Source organism: uncultured Cetobacterium sp. (assembly GCF_947038635.1).
In the GTDB taxonomy this organism is placed as follows: domain Bacteria; phylum Fusobacteriota; class Fusobacteriia; order Fusobacteriales; family Fusobacteriaceae; genus Cetobacterium_A.
The window spans coordinates 1-3,347 of the sequence record NZ_CAMQXC010000171.1 but is presented as its reverse complement, the minus strand read 5'-3'; the positions used below and the strand labels follow the sequence as shown (position 1 = coordinate 3,347).

General features: G+C 27.2%; 3 protein-coding genes and 1 pseudogene. All 4 read right to left on the bottom strand.

All coding sequences use genetic code 11. The annotated features are described in order from the left end of the window. A pseudogene (locus Q0V08_RS11190) lies at positions 1-608 on the bottom strand (hypothetical protein); the annotation flags it as partial. A gap of 12 nt (positions 609-620) precedes the next feature. Next, complete coding sequence (locus tag Q0V08_RS11185) at positions 621-1,520, bottom strand: endo alpha-1,4 polygalactosaminidase (RefSeq protein ID WP_297434798.1); 900 nt, start codon at positions 1,518-1,520, stop codon at positions 621-623. Between the two features lie 20 nt (positions 1,521-1,540). Next, positions 1,541-2,827: a 4Fe-4S dicluster-binding protein gene (locus tag Q0V08_RS11180; protein ID WP_297434796.1), complete on the bottom strand. Its 1,287-nt coding sequence runs from the start codon at positions 2,825-2,827 to the stop codon at positions 1,541-1,543. 20 nt (positions 2,828-2,847) lie between these two features. Then, positions 2,848-3,347 (bottom strand): DMT family transporter (locus tag Q0V08_RS11175; RefSeq protein ID WP_297434794.1); only part of this gene is annotated, 500 nt, incomplete at its 5' end.

Sequence of the window (3,347 nt, the reverse complement as noted above, 5' to 3'; positions counted from 1 at the left end):
CTAAAGGTATTTCTTTCTTTATTATAAATATAAATTGATACCACATCACTTCCTAAAAAATCTGTTAGTATTTCTAGTGTCTGCGTAAATATTTTTTCTACATTTTTAGTTAATATTGACGATGTTATCTGATGTAAAGTTAAAATACTCTCTTTACTTCCTACTATTCTATTTTTCAATCTTTCATTTATATTTACTAATTCTAAATTTTTCTCTCTTTGATTTTGATTTTTTTCTTCTAATATTTTATTTTCATCTTTTAAATCATCTATTTTTTTTCTAAGATTATCCGAGAATCTTCCAAGAGATAAAGCAATAAAAAAGAAAATCAAAACAAATTTATAATAGTTAAAATCTAGAAAGAACACAACCAAATCATTTCCTAACTGATAATAAGCAAGCATATAAAATAGTGAAGCTATTATAACTGTTTGTAAACTAATATAAACTCCATATTTTAATGCCATTATTCCTATAATAATAGTTAATGGTTGCATATTCATATTTAAAAAATCACTTTTAAAATCTGAAAAGTAAAAAAATATTAGGTATACTGCTAAGCAATATACGATACTTTCAACTATGCTTAATATAAATTTTTTTTTCATAAAATACCACCTTTAAAACTGCTCATAAGTGTCTATAGTATCTAAGTAATATCCATCTACTCCTATGTCATCTAATTTTTTTTGATAATTTCTTATAATCTCTTTCCATTGGGGACTCCAATATTTTATTATGAAATTACCTTTCCAATTTTCATTCTCTTTAACTATCCAATCAGGAAGTTTTTTATTCCAAGAATTATGCCAGTAATCTCTATAATTTTCTGCTTCTCCTATACTAAAATAAGCAATTACTAATCTCCGCGTTCCATTTTTTCTTATTTTTAAAGAGTTAATTTGTTCTTTTGTCAAAAATTTACCATTTAAACTAGGCTCTATAATTAACAAATCAAAATCTGTATTCTTTAAAACTCTATAGTAATCATCCGCATTCTTAAATTTTTCTGGATTTAAAAGATATAAAAAATTTTTAACTTCCTTTAAGTTAGTTACATTTTTTAAACTATTTTTTTGAAGAGGTTGAAAAATAGTATTAGCACTATATGAAGAAACTGCTTCTCCTATAAAATTATATTTTTCTGTATCCTTTAAAATTTTTCCTCTAAGCTTTTTATCGTTAGCATAATTTACTGAAAATACTACTTTCCCCTCTTTTTCTATTTCAATTAAATTTTTTAAAAGATAATTTTTTTCCTCTTCAGGAGTTGCTTCATTTACACTGCCAACACCATAAAACAGCGATTCTTGAGAAACACCTTCCACATTTTTTATAAACTCTCTATCTAATTTATCTCCATTAAAAAAAATATTAGTTCCATTTTGTGGCACTAATATTTTCTCTTTGGATTGGTTTTTTATCTGTCTTATAAGTTCTCTCATTTTTACTTTACTCACTTCATCACCTTTTACAAAAGATATCATCGAAATAAATAGGAAAACTATAATTTTCTTCATAAGCCTCTCCATTCTTAAAATTAATAATTTTTTAACAATTTCTCTAAATAAACTGATTTCATCTGTTTACTTGCCATAATTTTATGTACAGGAGACAGTTTTAAAATTGCTCCTAATATAGCTGCCATAGCTCTATGACTGAATAAAGCCTTATTATCAAATATCAACTCTTGAAGCATCCCTTTCTCAATTGCCATTAAAACTGATCTATGAACAGAATTTATTGGAGTTATTACCCTTGTTTCACGAGGCATTAATAATATACTACTTTTAGGACAAGCTCTTCCACACACTCCACATCCTAAACAAAGTTCCTCTTGGACTATGTATTCACCATCTAATTTTTTTATGGCATTAACAGGACAAACTTTTAAACACTTACCACAATTTATACATATATCATGATTTATTTTAGGAATAAAATTTGTTGTTTCTACAGGATGCATCATCCCAAATTTTTTAGCTGCTACTAAAGCTTCACAGCAACATCCACAACAATTACAAATAAATGTTACTCCCTCTCTTACATTTTCACCACATTGAACTAGATTACTATCATATGCTTGCTGAAGTAGATCCATTCCCTCTATTTTATCAACTCTTCTTGCATATCCATTATTTATCAATGAGTTTGCTACATTTCCAAAAGTCATACAGATATCCATTGGTGCATCGCAAGCTTTTCCTACATGCTGCATTTTGTGTCTGCAATAACACATACTAATACCCATATGGTCTGATGTTTCTATAATATGTGAAGCTTTTTCATAATCTAAAACTTGAACTAAATTGTCTAAAGTATTTGAAGACATCGTATTTTGTGCCGCTCTAGTTTTTTCTAAAGCATCTTCATTTACAAAAACTCTTCCTAATTTTGTTTCAGCACTATAAAAAAGATCTTTTATAAAATCCTCTTCTACATTCATATACTGATATAAAAGTTCTCCTAAAATTTTTTGATCAATATCTCCCCTAGTTCTCATCATGGAAAACTCTATAAATCCAGCCATTGGTGGTGGTAATATATAAGTTTGAACCCCTTTATGTATTGTATCTAATAAAATCGCTCTTGATGCTAATGTATCTAAAATATTTTTAGCATCTTTTTCTGATAGCTTCCAAATTGATGCTGCTTTTTTTACTGTGAATGGTTTTATTGGAAGTTGTGCTACTAATTCTGCCTCTTTTTCTGAAAATAGTATCGCTAGTATATCATATAGGACTTTAGATGGTGGTGCTCCTTGAGGAAATCTATTAAGTCTCTCCTCTAAACTTTTATATGCTGACTTACCTACAATATGGCTCATGTTTTCCTCCTAATTAACTTTTATCGTTTTTTGACTTCTGTTAATAGTATAGATGTAAAAATTAGTAACCCACCTATTATAACTTGAAAAGTCATCTTGTCTCCTAAAAGTAAAACAGAGAATAATGCTCCAAATATTATCTCTGTTGTTAAAATTAAAGAAACTTGACTAGGATTAATCTCTTTTTGAGCATATGTTTGAATTGAATAACAGATAAAAGTATTAAAAAGAATTATATATACTAATGCTAAAATCTGTTTTAAATCATATGTTCTAGTAAAGATTGTTGCTCCTTCAAATATTATATTCAGCAAGATTCCAATAATTCCTGCTGAAAACATTTGAAATCCATTAATTGTAAAGGGATTTTTATTTTTTATTCTGCTTCCTATAACTACAATTTGAAGAGCAAAACATATAGCACATATAAAAGTTAAAAAATCTCCAAAATTAATTGTTAAATTTTTTTCAAAGGAAAGAAATCCTATGCCTATAAAACACATTATAGATGATAGTATAT

What these genes read in the sequence shown, in the direction of transcription:
- Q0V08_RS11180 (WP_297434796.1), bottom strand. Translation starts at nt 2,827, where the DNA reads ATGAGCCATATTGTAGGTAAGTCAGCATATAAAAGTTTAGAGGAGAGA.
- Q0V08_RS11185 (WP_297434798.1), bottom strand. Translation starts at nt 1,520, where the DNA reads ATGAAGAAAATTATAGTTTTCCTATTTATTTCGATGATATCTTTTGTA.